Genomic DNA, 16,990 nt, shown 5'->3' with positions numbered 1-16,990 from the left:
CCTCTCACCGTGTGCTCTTCCCTTCGCCATCAGTGCCGCCAGGACCGGAACGCCCTCAGGGGCTCCGGGGTCGTCACGAGTTCCAGCCGCTCGTCGTCCGGACCGCCGCCGCCGAGCGCGGCCACCAGCCGTCGGGCCGGTGCGTTGCGCGGCGTGCGCTCGGCCGTGATCCGTACCGCCGTGCAGCCGAGCGCTTCCGAGCGGTCGGCCAGCCACTGCAACAGCCGTTCCTCGACCCCCCGGCCGAGCGCGCGGCAGCTGAGCGCCCAGCCCAGGACGTCCAGTCGGTCGCCGTCCCGCCGCACCGCGAGGAGCCCGACCTGCCCGTAGTCGCCGAACCGGTCGCGGGCCGAGGCCGTCCAGACCTCGCCCGCACGCCGCCACCGCTCCAGGTCCTGGCCGTCGGCCGATCGCGCGCGGAGGGTGAACTGGTTGGTGCGCCGGATCAGTTGGTCACCGCGCTCGACATCGGCCTCGGACAGCGGCCGGACGTCGACCTCCAGCTCCAGACGGTCGAGGAACTCCTCGAAGCCGACCTGCTCGCGCACGACCTCCCGCGCCCGTTCCTGCCGGTAGAACTCCGGGCGCAGGCTGTCCTCGGCCGTCGCGGGCAGCGGGACCGTCGGCCACAGCCGGGACACGAAGGACTCCAGTTCCCCGACGGCCGGGCAGGTCACGGACAGCACTTCGGGCAGCGCGGCCCGCATCGCGGCGATCTCGACCGGGTTGTCGTCGAGGTACAGGAAGGTGTCCGTGCCGAGACCGAGCGTGCGCGCCGCCTCCGCCAGCCGCTCGGACTTGCGGCCCCACGCGGCGGAGAGCACGCTGAAGTGCTCGGCCCGCAGGACGCTGTCCGGGCGGTCGAGCACGGCCCGCACCGTCGCCTCGTCGTTGTTGCTGACGAGGACCAGCAGGGTGCCGGCGTCCCGCCACCGCAGGAGGCGCCGGGCGAGCAGGGCGCGGGCGCCGCCGAGATCCACGGCGTCGGGACCGCTCTCGCCCGCCACGCCGCCCCAGAGGGTCTCGTCGCCGTCGACGGCGATCACCTTCGGCGGGACCCGGCGGACGGTCCGTACGACCTCGGCCAGGGTGAGGGCCACGGCCGCCTGGAACTCCCGGGTGTACGGCAGGTGGGCGAGCTCCTCGGTCCTGTCGTCGAAGGGTTCCCCGACGGCATGGTGACGGGTCCAGTCGTCGGGGCCCAGGAGCGCGATGCCGGGCAGCTCCGACAGCTCGCCGGCCACGTCCCGCTCCCACCGCTCCAGCCGGTCGTCGCGGCGGGCGGACGGCAGGAACCCCACGATCAGCGGCCGCCGTGTCCGCGCCGACAGGGCCCGCAGGGCCGCCGGGAATTCGGTACGGAGACCGTCGAGCAGCTCGTCGGTGACCGGACCGAACCGCTCCAGGTCGGTGGCCCTCAGGAGCACGGCGCCGACGGCCGTCGTCGGCCGGGCGAAGACCCCGGACGGATCCCGGAGGCTTGCCAGCACGTGGTGGTACGGGGCCGCCTCGACCTCCGTACCGGAGCTCCCCGCAGGGTCCCCGGCGTCCAGAGCCGCCCCGCACATCAGGGGCAGGTCCCCCAGGGCGAAGGTGGCCGCGAGGGCGAGCGAGCCGCCCGACGGCGGTTCCGGTACGGGCGTCGCCGCACGTACCCTTTCCGGCGTCGGCGTCGGCGTCGGCGTCGGTGCCGGTACGGGGGAGGGCCGGGCCGGGGTCGCCGGATCGTCCGCCGCCTCCGCGAGGAGGCGCAGGAACTCCTCCCCGATCCCGGTGGCGGCCGCCCCGTCCATGATGTCCAGGTTGTGGTCCAGCCGCAGCAGACCGATGCCCGTCGTCACGGTGACCATCAGATCGATGTCGGAGTACCCGGTCCCGGACGGAAGGAACTCCAGGGCGACGGGCCCGGCGTTCGAGGGCCGCACGTAGTTGAAGTAGACCTCGACGAGGGGCGCGTCGCTCCGGTACAGCCCCTGGGCGGCCAGCGCGGCCAGGGTGTCGGAGAACAGGGCGTCCTTGGCCAGCACCCGCTCCAGGTGGCCGTCGGTGCGGCGCACCACCTCGTCGATGCGCTCACCCGGCTCGGCCCTGGCAGGGAAGGGCACCGGCACGCCGAAGAAGCCGACCGCGTCGAGGGCCCCGACGTGCATCCGGGTGTCCACCGGGACGGCGAGCACGAACCGGTCGCGGTTCCGCAGCCGGGCGAGGAGCACCGTCAGGACGCCCAGGCAGAAGGCCGCCGGAGTGACGGCCAGCCGGCTCGCGCGGGTGGCCACCCGGTCCAGGAGACCGTCGGGGATCTCCAGCGTCACGCCGCCGGCCCGGAACGACCGGTGCTCGGGGCGCGGGTGAGTGAGCGTCAGTTCCAGACGCCCGCTGCCGGCGAACTTCTCCCGCCAGGCGGCCACCGTGCCGTCCGCGTCACGGACCGGCCGCGCGGTCTGCGCCTGGAGCAGGAGGTCGATGTCGCGGTTCGAGACGGTCCCGTCGAGCGGGGTGCCGGACAGTTCGGTGTCGATCTCGGCGGCCACCAGAAGCAGCGACTGGAGGTCGCTCACGCCGTGATGGGCGCCGAACAGCAGCGTGCTGCCCCGTGCGCCGCCGTCCAACAGCTCGAAACGCCACAGCGGTGCCACGGCGAGATCGAAGGGCGGCTCGAGGAGTGCGCGGAGCCGCTGATCGACGTCGACCTCAGCGTCCTCGCCGAGGTCCGACCACCGGAGCAGCGGCCCGGCCGGCTCCCGTTCCACCCGCAGCCGCCGTTCCTGTCCGGCGTCCGTGACGATCGCCGTACGCAGTGCCGCGTGCCGTGCCGCCAGTCGCGCGAGGATGTCCGTCAGCTGCCGCCGTGTCGTGGGCACGGTGAGCCGCACCGCGAGTCCGACGGCGTGCGCCGCGCCCGGGACGCCCGGCCGCGCGCTGCGCAGCAGACGTACCACGTCCCGCGTCGCCGGACGCAGCTCGTACGCGGGCACCCCGGCGCCGGTCTCCGGCGTCGGCCCCGGTTCCGGCGGGCCCTGCTCCGGGGCGTCGGCCCGCTCGACCAGCGCGTCGCGCAGTTCGCTCGCGAGGGCGCGCAGGTCCGCCGCCGCGAACACCGAGGACGCCGCGAGTTCGACGCCGAGCTCGCGGACGAAGGCGGTGCGCAGCCGGACGAGCATCAAGGAGTCGAACCCGAGCTGCTTCAGTGACGTGGCCGGGGTGAGGTCGGTGAGGGCCCCGCCGGCCACCTCCCGCACCGTCGTCCGTACGTACGTCTCGAGCAGGTCGGTCTGCTCCCGCGCCGTCGGGAGGGCCAGCGCCCGCGCGACGAGGCCGGCCGCACCCGGAGCCCCGGCCGGTGCGGGGACGAGATCGAGCAGGAGCGGCCGCGACCGTGCCTCCGCGTCGAGGGCGAGCGCCGTCCGGTCCAGCGCGAGCGGCGCGAGCTGACGGCGCGCCGTGGACAGCACCCGCTCGAACAGCGCGCCGCCCTCCTCCGGTGCGAGGCCGATGAGGCCCGACCGCGCCGTGCCGCTGATCCGGGCGTCCGACTCGGTGACCATGCCGACCTCCGCCCAGGGACCCCAGTCGAGGCTGAGGGCCCGCCGTCCGGAGAGCGAGAGGTGGTGCGCCCAGGCGTCCATGAAGGCGTTCGCCGCGCCGTACGGACTCTGCCCGGCCGAGCCCAGCAGGCCCGCGGCGGAGGAGAAGAGGACCAGGGACTCCGCCTCCGGAACCAGCTCCGTGAGCAGCGCCGTGCCGAGCACCTTGGGTGCCAGGACACGGAGGATCCGCTCGGGCGTCAGGTTCGGGAGGGTCGCGTCGTCGAGGACGCCCGCCGCGTGGACGACGCCCCGGATCGGTGGAGCCTCCCTGCGCAGCAGGTCCAGTGCCGCCGTCAGGCCGCCCCGGTCGGCGACATCGGCCCGGGCGAGGTGCACGGCGACGCCGCGGTCCCTCAGCCCGGCGATCCACCGCTCCGCGTCCGGGGAGGGCACGCCCCGGCTCAACAGGGCCAGCCCGCGCGCCCCTTGCCGTACCAGCCGCTCGGCGGCGACCCGGCCGAGGCCGCCGAGACCACCGGTGATCAGGTAGGTGCCGTCGGGACGGACGCCCGCGTCGCCGGGACCGTCCGGGCGGGTGGGCGCGAGCCTCGGTACGAGGCGGCCCGTGCCGCGCAGGGCGATCAGCCGCTCACCGTCCGCGTGCCGCAGCTGGCTCCGGAGCGCGTCCGTCCCGCCGTCGGCCGGCAGGTCGATCAGGGTCGTGCGCAGCTCCGGATGCTCCAGCGCCACCGCCTTGCCGAAGCCCCAGCCGAGTGCCTGCTGGGGGAGCGTCACCTCCGTGCTGTCACCGGCGGGCTGACTGCCACGGGTGACGAGGAAGAGCCGGGGGGCCGGACCACGGGGGCGATCGGTGAGTGCCCGGACGAGGTGCAGGGTGCTCACGCAGCACAGCCCGGCGGCTTCCTCGGCGGTCTCGGCCGAGTCGATCGCCGGAGCGTCCAGACCGAACAGCTGGAGCACCCGCTCCGGCGGCTCCGTGGGGAACGCCTCGTCGAGCAGGCGCTCCAGGTGCCGTGGATCCCGGGGGTCGATGACGTAGCGGCCCGGCCGCTCGGCGGCGAAGGCGTCTCCCTTCCGGGCGACCACGCAGGGCGCCGGACCGAGGCGGCGGGCCAGGTCGGCCGCCACGCCCGAGTCGTCGGCCAGGATGAGCCAGGTGCCTCGGGCGGGCGGTTCCCCGGCCGGGGGCCGGGGCTGCCACCGCACCTCGAAGAGCGCCGCGTCCAGCGGGGACACGGCGGCCAGTTCGAGCCCCTCGATCTCGACGACCGGCCGCTCCTCCTCGTCCAGGAGACGCAGGTCCAGGGTGACGGTGGCCCCGTCCAGGTCCCGCAGGGCGCAGGCGACCCGGACCGGGGCGGTGCCCAGCCCGGTGAACCGCAGCCCGCCGATCCCCGCGGGCACGAACGCCGTGCCGTCGGGCGCGTCGCCCGGAAGCGCGGCCGCGTGGAAGGCGGAGTCGAGGACGGCCGGGTGCACCCGATGTCCCGCGCGGGGCACCCGGGCCAGTCCGGCCAGTGCCTCGGTCGGTCCGCTCCGGCCCTCCGTCAGGCCGCGGAAGGCGGGGCCGTAGTCGATGCCGGCCGAGGTCAGCGCGGCGTAGACCCCGGCCACGTCGACCTGCTCGGTGCAGCGCTCCCGCAGTGCGGCCGGTGTCACGTCCGGGGCGGTCGTGGACGCGGTGGTGCCGGGTCCGGAGTCGAGGTCCCCGCTCACGTGCCGCACCCAGGGGGTCGGCCGGTCGCCGTCGCCGGGCGTCCTCGACGCGATGGTGAAGCGCCCGCCCGTGCCGTCGCCGCCCGTCCGCAGCACCAGTTGGAGCCGGACCGGGGTGTCGGCGTCCAACGGGAGCGGCTGTTCGAAACGGACCCCGGTCAGCCGGACGTCGTCCCCGGCCCGCCCGAGCCCGGACGCCGCTTCGAGGGCCATCTCCAGGAACGCGGCGGCGGGCAGCCAGACCTCCCCGGAGACCCGGTGGTCGCGCAGGTAGGCGAACCGGCCGTCCCGGAGATCCACGTCGGTCTGGAAGACGTGCCGGCCCGGCTCGTCACTGGACTCGACGTGCGTGTCGATGAGCGGTGCCGTGCCGCGCCCGGCCGGGCGCGGGGGAGCGGACGGCAGCCAGTGCCGTTCCGGGGCGAAGGGGTACGTGGGCAGCTCGGCCGGGGGGCCCGCGGGGAACAGCGCGGGCCAGTGGGGGGTGTGGCCCGCGGCGTACAGCTCCCCGAGCCGGAGCGGCAGGGCGTCCTCGCCGCCCTCGTCGCGGCGCAGCGAACCGACGGCCGCGACGTCGATCCCGGCGTGCGCGGCGACGGACTCGATCGACGGGAGCAGCGACGGGTGCGGGCTCAGCTCCACGAAGTACCGGACGCCGTCGTCCAGCATCCGCCGCACCGTGTCGGCGAAGCGCACGCGGTCGCGCAGGTTGCGGTACCAGTAGTCGGCCTCCAGGGACTCCTCGTGGACCGGCTCACCGGACACCGTCGAGTACCACGCGACGGACGTCGGCCACGTGACGATGCCGTCCAGTTCGGCCAGGAGCGTCTCCCGTACGGGCTCGACCCCGGCGCTGTGGGAGGCGTAGTCGACCGGGATCCGCCGGGCGAACACCTGGTCCCGCTCCAGGCCGGCCAGGAAGGACTCCAGCGGCTCCGTGCCACCGGCCACCACCGTCGACATGTCGCTGTTGACCGCGGCGACGGACAGTCCGCCGCCCAGCACCGCGAGCCTCGCCTCGACCTCTTCGAGCGGCAGCGCGGCCACGGCCATCCCGCCGGTCCCGGTGACCGCCGTGAGGGCCCGGGCGCGCAGCGCGACCACGGCGGCCGCGTCGTTCAGACCGAGCGCTCCGGCGACGCAGGCGGCGGCGACCTCGCCCTGGCTGTGGCCCACGACCGCGTCCGGCGTCACGCCGTGGGCGCGCCACAGCGCCGCCAGGGCCACCATGACGGCGAACAGCACGGGCTGCACGACATCGACGCGCTCCAGGGAGGGGGCACCGGGGTCGCCGCGCAGAACGGCCTGCACCGACCATCCGGTGTGCGGGCGCAGCGCCGCGTCACAGCGGTCGATCTCGTCCGCGAACAGCGGGGAGCGGGCCAGCAGTTCGCGGCCCATCCCGGCCCACTGCGATCCCTGTCCGGGCAGGACGAAGGCCAGCTTCCCCGAGGGGATCACCTGGCGCGGCGCCACGACGGGGCCGGTCGGGTCCTGACCGGATGCCAGGCCGCGCAGCCCGGCGAGCAGCTCCTCGCGGTGCCCCGCCACCACGGCGGCGCGGTGCTCGAAGTGCGTACGGTGACGGGCCAGGGTCCGGGCCACGGCCGGCAGGGGCCGCCGCGGATCGTCCGTCAGGGCGTCCAGCAGCCGGTGGGCCTGCGCGCGCAGGGCGGGAAGGCTGCGGGCCGACAGCGGGAACAGCGTCACGGGCGGCCGGCCGGACTCCTGGTCCGACGCGTCCGCCTCGTCCAGGACCTCCGGTCCGTCCGGGGCCTCCTCCAGGATCACGTGCGCGTTGGTGCCGCTGAAGCCGAAGGCGCTGACGCCCGCCCGGCGTATCCGGGCGCCTCGCGGCCACGGCCGCCGGCTGGCGCACACGTCGAGGCCGCCGCCGGCCCAGTCGACGTGCCGGGTCGGGGTCTCGGCGTGCAGCGAGGCCGGAAGCAGCTCGTGCTGCAAGGACAGCACCGTCTTGATGACGCCCCCGATGCCGGCCGCGGCCTGTGTGTGCCCGATGTTCGACTTGAGCGAGCCCACGGCGAGGGGCCGGTCCGCCGGGCGGTGGGGTCCGAAGACCTCGGCCAGCGCGCGGCCTTCGATGGGATCCCCGAGCGTCGTGCCGGTGCCGTGCGCCTCCACGTAGTCCAGTGCGTCCGGCCGGAGACGGGCGGCGGCCAGCGCGGCGCGCAGGACCCGTTCCTGCGCCCGGCCGTTCGGGGCCGTCAGGCCCTGGCTGCGGCCGTCCTGGTTGACGGCCGAGCCCTTGACGACGGCGAGGATCCGGTCGCCGTCCCGCCGGGCGTCACGGAGCCGTTTCAGCAGGACCAGGCCGCAGCCCTCGGCCCACACCACGCCGTCCGCGTCGTCGGCGAAGGGCCGGCACCGGCCGGACGGCGACAGGCCGCGGAGTCTGCTGAACTCGACGTGGCCGCGCGGGCTGACCATCACCGTCGCGCCGCCGGCCAGGGCGAGATCGCACTCGCCGCTCCTCAGCGCGTTGGCGGCCAGATGGAGGGCGACGAGCGAGGAGGAGCAGGCGGTGTCGACCGTCACGGCGGGGCCCTCCAGGCCCAGCGTGTAGGCGAGCCGTCCGGAGGCCACGCTCGCCGACGCGCCCGTGGCGACGTGCCCGTCCAGGAGCTCCGGACGGGACGCGTCCGGGTAGCCGCTCCCGTACAGGCCGACGTAGACGCCGGTGGCGCTGCCGTTCAGCTCCTCGGGCACGATCCCGGCCCTTTCGATCGCCTCCCAGCCGGTCTGCAACAGCAGGCGCTGCTGCGGATCCATCGCGGCGGCCTCCCGGGCCGAGATCCCGAAGAAGGAGGCGTCGAAGCGGTCGATGTCGCCGAGGTAACCGCCGCGCAGGCTGTACGCCTTGCCGACGGCCTCCGGATCGGGGTCGAGGAGCGCCTCGGTGTCCCAGCGGCCCTCGGGGGCCTCCGAGACGGCGTCCTCGCCTCCTTCGAGGAGCCGCCACAGTCCTTGCGGATCGTCCGCCCCGCCGGGGAAGCGGCAGGCCATCGAGATGATCGCGACCTCGTCCGGATCCCCGTCGACCGTGCTCCCGGGGTCCCGCCGGGGGCGCACCGCCTCGCCCGGCTCCCGGCCCGGTCTTCGCTCCGCGGCGGCGGGAGGCACGGCGGAGGCGCTGGAGGACAGGGCCCGGGCCATCGACGTGATGGTGGGGTGGTCGTAGGCGAGTGTCGGGTCCACCGGCCGGCCGAGCCGGTCGGAGAGGCGCGCGGCCAGTGCCACCAACTGGACCGAGCCCAGCCCGAATTCGGTGAGGGGCCGGTCGACACCGATCTGGGCCGGGTCCTGTCCGGCACTTTCGGAGACGGCTCTGACGAGCCACTCCCGCAGCGCTTCGGCGGAGATCTCGCCGGACTTCTTCGCAGACATGTCGGAAAACCGTTTCCTCGGGCTCGTCGACTGGCTTCTTCCGGGCACGGCAGGTGCCCCCGGGCGCTGTGCCGAGGGCCCGCGCGGCTCCGGCACGGCGGGCGCCCGGGTGCGGGCAGCGCGGGGCGCCACGGCGCGGAAGGGACCTCGCGCGTGGCGCCACGGCGCGGCAAGGACCTGCCGCGCGGTGCTACGGCGCGGACAGGACCCGGCGGGCGGTGCCCCCGTCCCCGAGGCCGGACCCGGTCTCGAGACCGGACCCGTCCCCGGCGCCGGACCCGCCCTCGAGGTCAACCCCGCCCCCGGCGCCGGCCCCGCCCCCGAGGTCAACCCCGCCCCCGACGTCGGACCCGGCGACGACCGAGAGCGTCCCCTCCAAGTACGCCGTCCGGGACGCCTTGCGCTGGATCTTGCCGCTGGAAGTCTTGGCGATCGTGCCGCGGTCGATCAGGACGACGTCCCTCAGCGACAGACCGTGGGCCGCACCGACGGCGCCGCGGATCGCGGCCCGGATCCCGGCGGAGTCGTGCGCGGCCGCCGGCGTCACCTCGGCGACGAGGACCGGCTGCTCGCCCGCCGTGCCGTCGTCGACGGAGAACGCCGCGACGCACCCCGGCCGGACCCCGGGATGGGCCGTCTCGGCGGTCAGTTCGAGATCCTGCGGGTAGTGGTTGCGTCCGCCGATGACCAGCAGGTCCTTGAGCCGCCCGGTCACGAACACCTCGCCGTCCCGGATGAACCCGAGGTCGCCGGTGCGCAGGAAGCCGTCCCTGCCGTCCTCCAGGGACGCGCGGAACACCTCCCGGGTGGCCCGGACATTGCGCCAGTAGCCGCCGGTGACGCTCTCCCCGGCGACCCAGATCTCGCCGACCTCGCCCTCGGGGCACTCGACGCGCCGCTCGGGGTCGGTGATCACCACCGAGATGCCGATCCCCGGCCGGCCGGAGCTCACCAGCTCCCGGTCCTCCGCCGTCCCGGACATCGACGCGACGTCGGACCGGTCGACCAGCGTCGGGGACCGGTCCACCGAGCTGCCCGTCACCATCAGCGTCGCCTCGGCGAGCCCGTAGCAGGGGAAGTGCGACTCCCGGCGGAACCCGGTCTTGGCGAACGTGTCCGCGAACCGCCGCATCGTGCTCGCCCGCACCGGCTCGGCCCCGTTGAGGGCCACCCGCCACCGGCTCAGGTCGAGACCGTCCAGCACCTCGGGGGAGGCGTCGCGCAGACACAGCTCGTAGGCGAAGTTGGGGCCTCCGCTGGTGTGCGGACGGTAGTGCGAGATCGCCTTCAGCCATCGCGACGGCTTCTGCAGGAAGTGCGGCGGGGAGAACAGCGTGGACGTCCCGCCCACGTAGAGGTTGTTCAGGACGGGGGCGATGAGTCCCAGGTCGTGGTAGAGCGGGAGCCAGCTGACGTAGAGCTCCCCGTCCCACTCCTCCAGCGCCTCGGCGGTGTGTCCCATCCGCTCGGTCAGCGCCACCTGATTGTGCATCAGGTTCTGGTGCGTCACCATCACCCCGCGCGGCGCGGAGGTGGAGCCGGAGGTGTACTGGAGGAAGGCCACCGAGTCCGGCCCGAGGTCGGGTTCGCGCCAGGCGTCGCCCACCGCGTCGGGGATCTCCTCCGTGGCGACGCAGAGCAGGGAGGACAGTTCGGGGAAGTGGCCGGACGCGGCGTCCAGCGCCGCGATGACCTCGCGGGTCGCCAGGATCACCTTGACGTCCGCGTCGGCGATCATCCTCCGCATCCGGGACAGCGTCCGGAGGTTCTGCGTCCGGCCCTGCGGCGGGACGCTGGGCACCGCCACGACCCCGGCCGCGAGGCAGCCCATGTACCCGGAGACGAACTCCACCCCCGGCGGGTGGAGCAGCATGGCGCGGGCCCCGGCGAGCCCCCGCTCCTGGAGGAAGGCGCCGACGGCCCGGGCACGCCGGTCCAGCCCCGCGTACGTCAGCTCCTCGACGTCCCCGTCGCACTCGCCCGTGGCCAGGAACCGGTAGGCGGTCCTGTCGGGTCGGGCCGAAGCGTGGGAGGACAGGACGTCGACCAAGGACCGGGCCATGCGGCGGTACCCACCGATCTGATGAAGGGGACGAGTGCGTGACGGGCGCGGTGCTCAGCCGCTCGTGCCCGCCGGCTGACGAGTGCGTGGCGGACGCGGTACTCGGCCGGTCGTGCCCGCCGGTCGGCGAGTGCGTGAGGGACGCGGTGTTCAGCCGGTCGTGCTCGCGAGCGCGCCGGCCCGCTTGGCGCGGGACGCCCGGATGCCCTCGCGGCGGTCGGTGAAGGACGTCGCCTGGGTGTCCAGCCGTGCCACGAACGCGGCGAGTTCGGTCCTCGCCCGCTCTCCGGCGGCGCCGAAGCCCTCCCGTTCAAAGACGCGCAGCTTGCGCAGGATCGGCATGACCACGCTGTCGTGGTGCAGCCGCAGGTCGTAGATGCCCGCGATGGCGATCTCCGCGGACTTGCGCCCGAAGTCCTTGATGGTCGAGCCGGGCATCTCGAAACCGGTCACGACGTCCCGTACGGCCTCCATCGTGACGTCGGGTGCCAGCTCGAACGCGGCCTCGACCAGGTTCCGATAGAAGACCATGTGGAGGTTCTCGTCCGCCGCGATGCGCGCGAGAAGCGCGTCGCACACGGGGTCGGTGCTCGCGTGGCCGGTGTTGCGGTGCGAGATGCGGGTGGCGAGTTCCTGGAAGGCCGCGTAGGCGATCGCGTGCAGCGCGCTGAATCCGTCCGGGCGCTCGTACCCCGTCGACATGTGCGTCATCCGGGCCCGCTCCAGGGCGCGGGGGTCCACGGCCCGCGTGACCAGGAGGTAGTCGCGCAGCGCGATCCCGTGCCGGGCCTCCTCGGCCGTCCAGCGGTTGACCCAGTTGCCCCAGGCCCCGTCCTTGCCGAACTGCGCGACGGCGAAGTGGTAGCCGGGAAGGTTGTCCTCGGTCAGCAGGTTCACCACGAGCGAGGTGCGGGCCACGTCCGGCAGGGTCGCCTCGTCGGGCGTCCACGCCTCACCGTCGAGCGGGCCCTCGAAGGTCCTGCCTTCGCTCCAGGGGATGTACTCGTGCGGGAACCACTCCTTGGTGACGTCCAGGTGGCGGTGGAGGTTGTCCTCGACCACCGGCTGGAGCTCGGCGAGCAGGGAGTACTCCGCGCGTGCGGCAGTACGGTCGGACCTGTCGATCGGTGCCATGGCGTGCCACTCTTCGTCGTGATCGGGATGGTTGACTCGTGGGCCCCTGCCGGGACGCCCCCGTACGGAGGGCCCTCCCGGCAGGTCTCGCCCGTACGGGAGTTCAGGACTTCAGGACCCGGGCCCGGATCGCCGGAGCCGCCGCCGCGGCCGCCACGGAGCCGATGGCGCACGCCAGGAACACCTGGAGGTAGCCCTGGTCGTCGAGGACGCTGTGACGCTGGAGGATCGCCGCCAGGACCGCGATGCCGAGCGCGCCGCCCACCTGGCGCATGGTCATCAGCAGGCCGGTGCCGGAGGCGAAGCGCTGCGGTTCGAGCGCCGCGGTGGCCGCGTTGGAGATGCCGGTCAGCGCCGCGCCGATGCCCACGCCCGCCACGATGCCGATGGGCAGCCAGAGCGCGAGGTACCGGGGCTCGCTGTCGAGCAGCAGGTACATCGCCGCGCAGGAGCCCCCGAACAGCACGGAGCCGACGAGCACTCCGGCCCACTGCCCGCGCGGTCCGATCCGCTTGCCGACGACCATCGCGCCGATCGCCGCGCTGAAGGCCCCGGGGGTGACGGCCAGGCCGGCCTTCAGCTCGGAGTAGCCCCACACCGCGTTGAGGAAGAGGAGCGTGCTGAGGAGGTACGCGTACATGGCCGCTCCGAAGAGCAGCGAGGCGACGTTGCTGGCCGCGAAGGGGCGGCTGCGCCACAGGTCCCACTCGATGGCGGGCGAGGCGTGGCGGCGGGAGCGCAGCAGCGCGCCGGCGGTGAGCACCGCTCCGCCGATCAGGAGGGCGAGCACCCGGCCGCTGTCCCAGCCCCACTCCGTTCCCTGGGTCACGCCGAAGACGAGTCCGCCCAGGCCGAGGGCGAGGGCGAGCGTCCCCACCGGGTCGGGCATCCGGCGCCCGCTCGGCCGGTCACCGGTCAGCCCCCGGGCCGCGACCAGGACGAGGGCGAGGCCGATGGGCAGGTTGATGAGGAACACGCTGCGCCAGCCCCAGGTGTCCACGAGCAGTCCGCCGAGGCTGGGCCCGACGGCCGCGGCCATACTCCCGACCGCTCCCCAGACGCCGACCGCGCTCGACCGGTGGGCCGGCGGCGTGTGCTGGAGCACGAGTCCGAGGGCGGAGGGGATCAGTCCGGCCGCCGCCACGCCCTGGAGCGCGCGGGCGGCGACGAGCACCTCCACGTTGGGCGCGAATCCGCTCAGCACCGAGGCCACGGTGAACAGGACCGTGGACCACAGGAAGAGGCGCCGGCGCCCGACGACGTCGGCGACGCGCCCGGCGACGGCGAGCAGCGCCGCGAAGACGACCGTGTACGCCGTGACGACCCAGGTGAGCTCCGACAGCGACGCGGTCGAGAAGTCGGCGCGCAGGTCGGAGAAGGCGATGTTCACGACCGTGGTGTCGAGCACGGCGAGGAAGGTGGCCCCGGACGCGACGAGCAGCGCCAGCCGGGCGGTGGCCGACGCCGCGGCGCTCTCAGGAGCCCGCGCGTCGCCTTCCGCGTCCGGAGGCGTCGTCGCCTCGCTGGGTGATGGTGATGATGCGGTGGTCATGGGGTTCCCTCCATCGGTCGATCCGCCGGGACCAAAACTAAACGACCGTACGTGCATTTAAAAGCCCTGTCGGAGAACAGCACGTGTCGACCCGGTGCGACCGCGGGGAGAAGGCGGTCCCCGGGGCTACCGCTTCAGCGACCGCTCGATCAGTTCACCGGCGGCGCCCGTGTATCCCGCGGGGTCGAGCAGCCGCGCGAGGTCCTCCTCCGTGAACCGGCCCTCCAGCTCCGGCAGTTCGGCCAGAACGTCCGCGAGCGCGCGGCCCGAGGCGGCGGCCAGCGCCGACGCCCGGCTCATCACGTCCTTCGCGGTGGCCTTCCCGAGCACCGGGGCAAGTGCCGCGGCCAGCCGCTCCGAGACGATCAGGCCGCTCGTCAGATCCAGGTTCGCCCGCATGCGCGCGGGATGGACCTCCAGACCCGCCACGAGCTCGCGCGCGGTGTGCGCCGCGCCGCCGGTCAGCCGTAGGCACTCGCGCAGCGGCTGCCACTCCGCGTGCCAGGCACCTGCGGACCGCTCGTCCTCGGACAGCATCGCCTGCGTCAGTACGCTCGCGTAGGCGGGCACCTGGAGCGCGGCCGAGCGGATCAGGGTGGCCAGGGCGGGGTTCCGCTTCTGCGGCATCGCCGAGGACACCCCCCGGCCGGCCGCGGCCGGCTCGGAGACCTCCGCCGTCTCGGTCCGGGCCAGCGACTGCACGTCCACCGCGATCTTCCCGAGGACCCCTGTGGCGAGGGCCAGTTCGCCCGCCAGGGCGGCGATCGGCAGCCGGTGGCTGTGCCACGGGAGAGTCGGCGCGACGAGCCCCGTCTCCGCGGCGAACTGCTCCGTGAGCCGTGCCGCGTAGCCCGGGGACTCGGTGCCGCGGTGCAGTCGCTCGTACTCGACGTATCCCGCCAGCGTCCCCGCCGCGCCGCCCAGTTGGACCGGCAGGCCCTGGGCCCGCAGCTCCCGCAGCCGGTCCGCCGCCGTACGCACGGCCGCGTGCCACCCCGCGGCCTTGAGCCCGAAGGTCGTCGGTACGGCGTGCAGCGCGAGGGTGCGCCCGGCCATCAGGGTGTCCGCGTGCTCGACGCTCAGCCCGCGCAGCGACTCCGCGATGTGGTCCAGGTCCGCCACCAGGAGGTCCAGCGTCCGGCCGGCCACCAGCATCAGCGCCGTGTCGAAGATGTCCTGGCTGGTGGAGCCCCGGTGCACGTAGTCGGCCGCGACCGGGTCCCGCTCCGCCACCACCTGGGTGAAGGCCTGCACCAGGGCCACGACCGGATTGGCCGCGCCCCTGCTCCGTACGGCGAGGGCGCGCAGATCCAGCAGCTCGGCCCGGGCCAGCTCGCTGATCGTCCGGGCCGCCTCCGGCGGCACGTTGCCGAGCAGCGCCTGGGCGCGCACCAGCCCCGCCTCGGCGTCCAGCATCGCCTGGAGCCAGGCGCCGTCGGAGGTGGCCGCCTCCGCGGGGGTGCCGGCGCGCACCGGGCTGAGCAGCCCGGCGTCCACGACGGGGGCCACGGGGCGGACGTCCCCGGCGACGGGTCCTTCGGCGGTCATCGGGTCAGCTCTCCGATCATCTCGCTGTCCGCGTCCAGGCCGTCCAGGCTCCTGGACAGCCCCAGCACGGCGCGGGCTATGGCATCCGAGTCCTGCAGCGTCACCGAGTTCACCCCGGGACGAATGCCCGCCGCCGTCGCCCAGTGCACCGACTCGGTGGGAACCCCGAAGGCGAAGCAGCGGGGGTTCGGGCGGCCCTCGGCGTCGATCAGATGGAACGGCGCCCCGGTGACGGCGACTCCGCCGGTCTGGTGCGCTTCCCCGTCCGGGTCGCTGATCTCGTACGGGCGGCACTGCCCGGTCTCCAGGAGCTGACGCAGCAGCGGGTCGGCGGTCCGCCGCAGGTCGATGTCCGGGAGACGTGCCTCGATCAGGGTGGTCGCCGAGACCGCCGAGCCGGGCACGGTGACGGACTCCACGGTGAAGACCCCGGCGACCGGGTCCGCGGTGGACCGGGTCGCGGGGCCCAGCACGCGCAGGACTCCGGCCTCGATCAGGGCGATGGCCTCCTCGATGCGTCGCGCGGGCGGGCCGATGGACAGGAAGGCGTTCAGCGGCGTGTACCAGCCGTCCAGGTCCTGGCGGTGCGATCGGCCCGCCAGCCCGCCGTGGTCGACGATCATCCGGAGCTCGTTGCGCAGGTCCCGCAGGACGTCGAGGGCCGCCTTCAGCGGACCGTCCACGTTCCCGCTCCGGGCCGCCCGCAGATCCTCGCGCAGGTGGTCGAGCAGCCAGCCCTCGAAGTCCTCGGCGGAGGCGAACTCCCGGTCCGCCCACGGCTGCGCGATCCGGTGCCAGTCCCAGCGGTCCCGCTCCCCGATCCCGAACTCGGCCAGGACCGCCCGCTCACCGTCGCTGCCCGGCTTCGCCTCCAGGTACCGGGCACGCAGCCGCTCGGCCTCCCTGGTCCGGCCCTCGGAGGTGAGCAACGCCGTGTAGTAGACGGTCTCGACCTCCTTGGACACCAGGGGCCACAGCACCGCGCGGAAGTCGATGCCGCCGTGCAGCCGGGACCGCTCCTGGAGCTCCGCGATCACCTCGGGGGTCAGCACGGCCGGCCAGTGGCGGCCGTGGGCACCCTTCTGGTTCTCGCCGCGCGAGTGGAAGGGCAGCCCCCGCCGGGAGCCCGCGACCAGCCGCGGCTCCCGGCCGGACGGCTCGTAGACCAGCCGCCCCGCGACCCGGGAGAAGCGGCCGCCCCGGCCGTGCGTCAGCAGCGACATGTAGTCGAAGAAGTTCAGGCCGAGGCCGAGCAGCGCGACCGTCTCGCCCGGCCGGATCGGCGACAGGTCCACGTCCGCCGGGTTGGCGGGGGCGATGTGGCGCAGCCCGTGCGCCGCGGCGAAGTCCGCGAGCTCCCGCTCGCGGGACGAGCGGCGCAGCGGCAGGTGGCCCTGGGCGAGCACCACGGCGTCCAACGGACCGAGGGCGGTGCCGTCGTCGAGCAGGACGGTGCGCGTGGCGCTGTCCTGCTCCTCCTTCAGGGCCACCGCCCGCGCCCGGTGCACCACGGTCGTCAGCCGGGCCGGCGCCGTCTTCGTGACCCGCGCGAAGACCCACTCCAGGTACTGGCCGTAGAAGGCGCGCGACGGATACGAGTCGGGGCCGAGCGAGCGGGCCTCGGCCATCACCTGCTCCTCGTACCGCCGGTCGTCCATCGGACCGATCAGGACCAGGAACCGCGCCCATTCGTACAGGCTCGGCCCCGGGACCAGCGGCCCCTCGATCTCCACGCTCTCGTCGGTGAACATGGTGACCTGGGAGGCCACCGTGTTCATCAACAGGTGTTCGGACTGGTCGGTACGCCACACCTGGCCCGGCCCCGCCGGGTGCGGATCGACCACGTGCACGGTGATCCCGCCCTCGTCGGGGTCCAGCGCGGCATTCGCACAGATCCGCTCCAGGAGCGAGAGCCCGCGGGGCCCCGCACCGATGAGGCAGACGTCGAGCCGTCGGGTGGCCATGCTCTCTCCAGTCGTTCGAAAGTCTCGACAGTCTTCGAATGCCGATGTGGACCCGCGGCGG

6 protein-coding genes are annotated in these 16,990 nt (G+C 74.4%); all 6 read right to left on the bottom strand.

All coding sequences use genetic code 11. From position 1 onward, the window contains the following. Window positions 1-29: 29 nt before the first annotated feature. Window positions 30-8,669: an HAD-IIIC family phosphatase gene (locus ACFYXU_RS24745; protein ID WP_389459992.1), complete on the bottom strand. Its 8,640-nt coding sequence runs from the start codon at window positions 8,667-8,669 to the stop codon at window positions 30-32. 190 nt (window positions 8,670-8,859) lie between these two features. Beyond that, window positions 8,860-10,731: a fatty acyl-AMP ligase gene (locus ACFYXU_RS24740; RefSeq protein WP_389459990.1), complete on the bottom strand. Its 1,872-nt coding sequence runs from the start codon at window positions 10,729-10,731 to the stop codon at window positions 8,860-8,862. 150 nt (window positions 10,732-10,881) lie between these two features. After that, entirely contained in the window at window positions 10,882-11,865 is a 984-nt protein-coding gene (locus ACFYXU_RS24735; protein WP_389406285.1) for an acyl-ACP desaturase, read from the bottom strand. A gap of 103 nt (window positions 11,866-11,968) precedes the next feature. Further along, a complete protein-coding gene (locus ACFYXU_RS24730) occupies window positions 11,969-13,417 on the bottom strand; it encodes a DHA2 family efflux MFS transporter permease subunit (RefSeq protein ID WP_389459988.1) in 1,449 nt (482 codons plus the stop codon). A gap of 126 nt (window positions 13,418-13,543) precedes the next feature. Further along, window positions 13,544-14,965, bottom strand: a complete 1,422-nt coding sequence (locus tag ACFYXU_RS24725) for an adenylosuccinate lyase family protein (protein WP_389459986.1) — start codon at window positions 14,963-14,965, stop codon at window positions 13,544-13,546. Then, on the bottom strand, window positions 14,962-16,929 hold the full coding sequence (locus ACFYXU_RS24720) for an FAD/NAD(P)-binding protein (protein WP_389459984.1): 1,968 nt from the start codon (window positions 16,927-16,929) through the stop codon (window positions 14,962-14,964). The genes ACFYXU_RS24725 and ACFYXU_RS24720 overlap by 4 nt, the downstream gene beginning before the upstream one ends. Window positions 16,930-16,990 lie beyond the last annotated feature (61 nt).

It is taken from the genome of Streptomyces sp. NPDC002232, from assembly GCF_042890295.1.
GTDB lineage: Bacteria > Actinomycetota > Actinomycetes > Streptomycetales > Streptomycetaceae > Streptomyces.
Note: the sequence above shows the minus strand (reverse complement) of the source record. Positions and strands in the feature narration are given on the sequence as shown.

Coding starts and splice junctions, on each gene's coding strand:
- ACFYXU_RS24745 (WP_389459992.1), bottom strand. CDS start 8,669: ATGTCTGCGAAGAAGTCCGGCGAGATCTCCGCCGAAGCGCTGCGGGAG.
- ACFYXU_RS24740 (WP_389459990.1), bottom strand. CDS start 10,731: ATGGCCCGGTCCTTGGTCGACGTCCTGTCCTCCCACGCTTCGGCCCGA.
- ACFYXU_RS24735 (WP_389406285.1), bottom strand. CDS start 11,865: ATGGCACCGATCGACAGGTCCGACCGTACTGCCGCACGCGCGGAGTAC.
- ACFYXU_RS24730 (WP_389459988.1), bottom strand. CDS start 13,417: ATGACCACCGCATCATCACCATCACCCAGCGAGGCGACGACGCCTCCG.
- ACFYXU_RS24725 (WP_389459986.1), bottom strand. CDS start 14,965: ATGACCGCCGAAGGACCCGTCGCCGGGGACGTCCGCCCCGTGGCCCCC.
- ACFYXU_RS24720 (WP_389459984.1), bottom strand. CDS start 16,929: ATGGCCACCCGACGGCTCGACGTCTGCCTCATCGGTGCGGGGCCCCGC.